Annotated in this window: 6 protein-coding genes and 1 pseudogene; 4 read left to right on the top strand and 3 right to left on the bottom strand. The window is 59.1% G+C overall.

What is annotated here, in order from left to right:
• Nucleotides 1–1134 (bottom strand): glycine dehydrogenase (locus tag ABYM29_RS14435; protein WP_372865488.1); only part of this gene is annotated, 1134 nt, incomplete at its 3' end.
• Between the two features lie 245 nt (nt 1135–1379).
• Between ABYM29_RS14435 and ABYM29_RS14430 the strand changes: the two genes are divergently transcribed.
• The 3 genes from ABYM29_RS14430 to ABYM29_RS14420 all read left to right on the top strand — a co-directional run bounded on the left by ABYM29_RS14430 (nt 1380) and on the right by ABYM29_RS14420 (nt 3696).
• Nucleotides 1380–2441 carry a peptidoglycan-binding protein gene (locus ABYM29_RS14430; RefSeq protein WP_372865487.1) on the top strand — a complete coding sequence of 354 codons (1062 nt, stop codon included), beginning with the start codon at nt 1380–1382 and terminating at the stop codon, nt 2439–2441.
• A gap of 61 nt (nt 2442–2502) precedes the next feature.
• Complete coding sequence (locus tag ABYM29_RS14425) at nt 2503–3081, top strand: uracil-DNA glycosylase family protein (protein ID WP_372865486.1); 579 nt, start codon at nt 2503–2505, stop codon at nt 3079–3081.
• A 6-nt stretch (nt 3082–3087) separates the two neighbouring features.
• Nucleotides 3088–3696, top strand: coding sequence for an NUDIX domain-containing protein (locus ABYM29_RS14420; protein WP_372865485.1), 609 nt, complete (start codon nt 3088–3090; stop codon nt 3694–3696).
• 52 nt (nt 3697–3748) lie between these two features.
• Here ABYM29_RS14420 and ABYM29_RS14415 read toward each other — a convergent pair whose 3' ends face one another.
• Both ABYM29_RS14415 and greB read right to left on the bottom strand, forming a co-directional pair.
• Nucleotides 3749–5032, bottom strand: a complete 1284-nt coding sequence (locus ABYM29_RS14415; protein WP_372865484.1) for an alpha/beta hydrolase fold domain-containing protein — start codon at nt 5030–5032, stop codon at nt 3749–3751.
• 42 nt (nt 5033–5074) lie between these two features.
• Nucleotides 5075–5581, bottom strand: a complete 507-nt coding sequence (gene greB, locus ABYM29_RS14410) for a transcription elongation factor GreB (RefSeq protein WP_372865483.1) — start codon at nt 5579–5581, stop codon at nt 5075–5077.
• Between the two features lie 82 nt (nt 5582–5663).
• On the opposite strand from greB, the pseudogene ABYM29_RS14405 reads away from it, so the two are divergent.
• A pseudogene (locus tag ABYM29_RS14405) lies at nt 5664–6074 on the top strand (M23 family peptidase); the annotation flags it as partial.

The following is a 6074-nucleotide window of genomic DNA, read 5'->3' as shown; positions in this document are numbered from 1 at the left end:
GCCCAGTTGCTCCAAACCCTTTGCCAGCACAGCGGTTAGGCGGTTGACGCGCAGGGCGATGCGGCGCAGGCCGTCGGGGCCGTGGTAGATGGCGTAGAACACCGCCATGATTGCCAGCAGGGCCTGGGAGGTGCATATGTTAGAGGTGGCCTTTTCGCGGCGGATGTGTTGCTCGCGGGTTTGCATGGCCATGCGCAGCGCCGGTTTGCCGCGGCTGTCTACCGAGACGCCGATAATGCGGCCGGGCACCGAGCGCTTGTGCTTGTCTTTGGTGGCAAAGAAGGCGGCGTGGGGGCCGCCAAAGCCCATGGGAACGCCAAAGCGCTGGGCACTGCCCACCACAATGTCGGCGCCCTGCTCGCCGGGCGGCGTGAGTAATACCAGGCTCAAAATATCGGCGGCGACCACACTCAGACAATCTTTCTGTTGGGCCTGCTGGCACAGCTGGCGCAGATCGCGGACGCGGCCGTCGGTTTGCGGGTATTGAACCAATACCCCGAAGCAGTCCTGTTCGGCCAGTTCGCTGAAGGCGTCGCCAACATAAATTTCCAGCCCGAGCGCTTCGGCGCGGGTCTTGAGTACGGCAATGGTTTGCGGGTGGCACTGGGCGTCGACAAAAAACACATCGCTTTTATTTTTGCGGGCGGCGCGTTTGCACATGGCCATGGCTTCGGCAGCGGCGGTGGCTTCATCCAGCAGCGAGGCGTTGGCGAGATCCAGTCCGGTGAGGTCGATGACCATTTGCTGGAAATTTAGCAGGGCCTCAAGTCGCCCCTGGGCGATTTCGGGCTGGTAGGGCGTATAGGCGGTGTACCAGCCGGGGTTTTCCAACACATTGCGCAAAATCACTTTGGGGGTGTGGGTGTCGTAATAGCCCATACCGATAAAGGAGCGAGCGACAGTGTTTTTGGCGGCGATGTCTGCCAGCTCGGCAAGGGCGTCGTTTTCGCTGATGCCGTCAGGTAGCGGCAGGGCGTCGCGCAAAATCGATGCTGGCACGGTTTCTCTGATAAGGCTCTCCAGAGAGTCCGCCCCGAGGCTGTTGAGCATGGCCTGGGTTTGTTCGGCATTGGGGCCGATGTGCCGCTGTTGGAATTCACCAGAGTCGCTGAGTTGCTTGAGTGAAAGGGTCATTGTTGCGAAGCGCCTGCGTTGGAAAAAATGCGGGGCATATTAAAGCACAATGAGGGGGCTATTTCGCCGGCATTATTGCCGAGCTTGCTGATATTTTCATCGCCGATTGCCCCATTCAGACAGTTTATTGTCGGCGAATGTTATCGGGGGAAACCGTAACTCGATAGGCTGAGTCATTTCGTTATAAGATGCGTCAAACATATTGGTGTCGTTAGGGTTTTGCCTGGCGAAAAGGGAGGGTTATCGTGGTTCGCCGACATGCGGGATGGTTGTTAATGGCGTTGCTGGTGAGTGGTTGTGCATTGTCTCCGCCTCGTGGCAGCGGGCGTACGCCGGTGGCTGATGACGGTCGTATGGCTTCGCTGGAGATGGCCCTGGCTGACGCCTTGATTCAGATTGAGAAGATGAAAGCGCGCAGCGATGGCGATGCGTTGCCGAAGATGCCTGCCAATGCCCAAACAGGGGCGTGTTATGCGCGCATGCTGCAGCCGCCGCAGTATGTTGAGCGCGAGGCGAGCCGGATGGTTAAGGAGGCCACGGAGACCTTGCAAATGCTGCCGGCTAAAACAGAGTGGCGAGAAGAGCAAGTGGTGGTCAGTGAGGCGCACACTCAGCTAAAGCTGGTGCCGGCGACCTACAAATGGTTAGAGGAAAAAACTCTAGTACTGCCTGCCCGCGAGCGGCAAGAGCTGGTTTCCGAGGCGGAATATGAGACGGTTACGGAGCAGGTGTTGGTCGCGATGGCTGAGACCGTGTGGCGAAAAGGGCGCGGCGAGATCGAGAGGATTGATGAGGAAAGCGGTGAAATTGTGCACCGCGTTGAGCTGCCGGCAAAATACCGCGATGTTGAGCGTCAGCTGCTGAGAAAGCCTGCCGTTTATCGCCGGGTTGTTGAGCCGGCAGTGTATGAGACCTTGCGTAAACGCGTCGTGGATCAGCCTGAACACAGCGTAGCGGTGCAGGTGCCCGCCGTATATAAGACAGTGCGGGTACAGCGGATTGTAGAGCCGGCAAGGGTGACGCGAATTCCTGTGCCTGCGGTATACGAGCGCTATAGCTATCGCGAAAAAGTGGCCGACGAATCGCTGGTTTGGCGACAGATCGTCTGTCAGCGCGACCTCAGTGAACAGCGGCTAAAGACGGTGCAAAAAGCCCTGCAGGCCCGCGGTTTTGAGCCGGGCTACGCCGACGGCATACTCGGCAAGCGCACACAGGCCGCCGTATACGCTTTTCAGCAGCAGCAGGGCTTGGCCACGGGGCGCCTGTCTGTAGAAACCCTGCAAGCGCTGCAGTTGCCGGCGCCTTAAGCTCGGGTCTTGCCAAGCGGCAGGGCTTGCCGTCGCGACAGCGGCGCCGCAAAATGCCGCAATGGAGACTCTTTCGCAATTACTGCAGGAAGTGGCGCGTTGTCGCATTTGTCATGCGTCGTTACCCTGCGGGCCGAGGCCAGTGCTCAGTGTCGATGCTGCAGCGCGCCTGCTGATTATTGGTCAGGCGCCCGGCAGTAAAGTGCACGACACTGGTATTGCCTGGAATGATGCCTCGGGCGATAGGTTGCGCAGCTGGCTGCAGATGGACCGTGAGCAGTTCTACAGTGATCGTCGTCTGGCGATTATGCCGATGGGCTTTTGTTATCCAGGTAAGGGAAGTAGTGGCGATTTGCCGCCGCGCCCCGAGTGTGCGCCGCAGTGGCATGCGCGGCTGCTGAGGCAGCTGCCTAATGTGGCTCTCACCTTGCTTATTGGTCAGTATGCCCAACAGTATTATTTAGAGGGTAAACGCCGGAGTTTGACTGAGCGGGTGCGCAGTCAGCGCGTAGATGGCGAGTTTTTTTGCCTTCCCCACCCGTCGCCGCGCAATATCCGCTGGTTTCGACAAAATCCCTGGTTTGATCTTGAGTTGCTGCCCGCGCTGCAGTCGCGGCTGAACCAGCTGTTAGATGAGTAAATACTTATGACTGAAATGCCCGCCGCTAAGGCTGTGGGGCCCTGGCGCCTACACCGCTGTGACACCGTGTACGAAAACCCCTGGCTGCGCCTTGAGCACCACGAGGTCACGACGCCGGGTAACACCGCAGGTATCTATGGCAAGGTCTGCTTTAAAAATATTGCGGTGGGCGTAGTGCCCATCGATGACGAGGGACACACCTGGCTGGTGGGGCAGTATCGCTATCCGCTGGAGGCCTATAGCTGGGAAATTCCCGAGGGAGGCTGTCCGCAGGGCAGTTCTGCGGCCGAAACCGCCCGCCGGGAACTCGCTGAGGAAACCGGATTGCGCTGTGCCCAGCTCTATAAATTAATGCAATTGCATACCAGTAATAGCTGCACCGACGAGGTGGCGGAGTTGTTTTTGGCCACTGAGCTGCACTTGGGGGAGAGCGCGCCGGAGCCCTGTGAGGAGTTGCTGGTGAAGCGGCTACCCCTTGCCGAGGCGATTGCGATGGCGATGAGCGGCCAGATTACCGATGCGATGAGCGTCGCCGCGCTGCTTAAATTGCATGCGCTGCTAGCGGCTAATCAAGGAGATATGGCCGCGCTACTTGCCGCATTGGCGGCACAGTAGGGCGTTTGCGCCCCCGTTCCTGGCAGTACAGGGGCGCTGCGGTGTTGAGGGGCTAAGCGGGGCTTTGCTCGCCGCCGACTTCCTCGACGAGTTGCACGGGGGCTTCTTCACTTTGCTCAATATGGCTTTGATGCAGGCTGTAGCAGTAATCGCACAGGGCATTGACCACAATTTGGCAGCGCAGCGAAATCATCAGGTCGAAGGCGTGCTGGGCATCGGGCAACTCGGCATAGGCGACCGGGTTTTTTGATGCCGCTTTCAGCTGGCTGTACAGCTCTCGAGACTCTTTTACCGGCACCAGCGTGTCGGCTTCGCCGTGAATAATTAAAAACGGTGGGGCGTCTTCATGTATCCACGACACCGGTGAGGCGCTGCGCCATAGCTCAGGAGCCTCACTTTGGGTTTTTTTGAGCACCCGTGATGCCAACCACTGCTCCAAACCCTCGTTGTGGCGTTGGGCCTTGCTGTTGAGGAAGTCATAGACGCCGTAAAACGGAATGCAGCCCTGTACGCGGGTGTCGCGCTCTTCGAAACCGGGCTGAAATTCCGGGGCGTTGGCGCTGAGTGCCAGCAGACTGCTTAAGTGGCCGCCGGCCGAGCCGCCGGTGGCGATAACAAAATTGGGGTCGCCGCCGTATTGGGCGATATTGTCTTTAACCCAGACCAGCGCGCGCTTGCAGTCGATAATGTGGTCGGGGAAAGTCGCGGCTGGGCTCAGGCGATATTGCACGGCCACACAGACCCAGCCATTCTCTGCCAGCTGGGTCATCAACGGCAGTGCCTGCTGCTCCTTGCTGCCGAGATTTTGCATCCAGGCGCCGCCGTGGATTTGCAGCAACACCGGGGCGTCGGCAGGACAGTCGCGACGGCGGTAGATATCGACATGCAATTTACGGCCGTCGACGTCGCAATAGGGGACGTCGCGCAGGCGCTCTACGCGCGGGTGGCGAAAGGCGAAGGGCTTGAGCAGGCGGTCGCTGTCGGGGGTGTAGCTGAGGGCGTCGGGGGTTTGTGGGTAGTCGTCGCGCCCCAGGGCCTCAGTGACCGCGCGGCGCATAATCGCCTCGCTCTGCTTGGCGCGAAAGTAAAATCGCCCGAGGCTGAGCCAGCTGCCCAGGGCAATCAGTAAGCCGAGGCTGTCGGCCGGGCCATTGAGTTCGCCAAAGGCGACGATTGCCGCGGTGATGAGAATGTTCAGGGCGATGATATGCAGCCCCAGCTCGCCCGCCAGCATGCCGAAGATAAAGCTCAAAATACCCATTAATTCTGGCTTGCCCTTCCAGGGGCGGTGGGCATTCCAGCTAAACCATGCCCAGAATAGTGAGAGTGTCAGCATTGACTTGTCGCCTCGCAGTTGCGGTGAGTGTTGCGCAGCGCCTCAGGGCGCTGTGCCGTAATGGATGGAAATAATATAGTAGAGCTTTTCGCCGGTCGGTGTGGTGACAAGAATTTCATCATCTAGGCGCTTGCCGAGCATGGCGCGGGCCAGGGGGGCATCCATCGACAGTTTGCCGGCAGTTAAATCGAATTCGTCCGGGCCGACAATGCGGTAGCGGGCCTCCTCACCGTCTTCATCTTCTAATGTGACCCAGGCGCCAAAAAACACTTTTTCACGGTCGCTGGGCAGTTCGTCGACCACTGTCACCTCATCCAGGCGCTTGGTCAGGAAGCGCACGCGGCTGTCGATTTCGCGCAAGCGCTTTTTGCCGTAGATATAATCGCCATTTTCCGAGCGATCGCCATTTTTGGCCGCTTCGTGAACCGCATTGGTCACCTGGGGGCGTTCGATTTTCCACAGTTGGCGCAGCTCCTCGCGCAGTGCGCGCTCGCCTTCTGGGGTGATATAGCGCGAGCCGCGGGGGCGCGGCGGGCGGTATCGGCTCATGCTGAGTAAAAATCCTGGCTGTGTAGCTGAAGAGGAGATGATATCGCGATATGGTAGCAAATCAGAATATGGTGGAGGTTGTATGCGCAAGGTTTTACTGCTGTTGCTCAGTCTGGCATCGCTACCGGCCGCCGCGGTGGAGCTTCACGGCGACTTTATTCAAGGCGGGCTGATTTGGGGAAAGACGGCGCCTAATAGTCGGGTAGCATTGGGCGAATACGCGGTGGAAGTGGCCGATAATGGCGTTTTTGTGGCGGGCTTTGATCGCGACGCGCCACCGTCGGTGACGCTGAGCATCTGCCAGGGTTCACGCTGTGAACAGCGCAATCTGAGCATCAAACAGCGCGACTACGCCATTCAGCGGGTGGATGGTGTGCCGCAGAAAACGGTGACGCCGCCACCGGAGGTGTTGGCGAGAATTCGTCGCGAGGCGGCCTTGGTTGGCAAGGCGCGCAAGCGTGTACTGGCGCGACAGGATTTTTTGCAGGGCTTT

Origin of the sequence: Spongiibacter sp. (assembly GCF_041602295.1) — a bacterium.
Lineage (GTDB): Bacteria > Pseudomonadota > Gammaproteobacteria > Pseudomonadales > Spongiibacteraceae > Spongiibacter.
This window is presented reverse-complemented; position numbering and strand designations above follow the sequence as displayed.

Excerpts from the sequence above, each read along its gene's own strand:
- ABYM29_RS14420 (WP_372865485.1), top strand. The coding sequence starts at position 3,088 with ATGACTGAAATGCCCGCCGCTAAGGCTGTGGGGCCCTGGCGCCTACAC.
- ABYM29_RS14425 (WP_372865486.1), top strand. The coding sequence starts at position 2,503 with ATGGAGACTCTTTCGCAATTACTGCAGGAAGTGGCGCGTTGTCGCATT.
- greB (WP_372865483.1), bottom strand. The coding sequence starts at position 5,581 with ATGAGCCGATACCGCCCGCCGCGCCCCCGCGGCTCGCGCTATATCACC.
- ABYM29_RS14415 (WP_372865484.1), bottom strand. The coding sequence starts at position 5,032 with ATGCTGACACTCTCACTATTCTGGGCATGGTTTAGCTGGAATGCCCAC.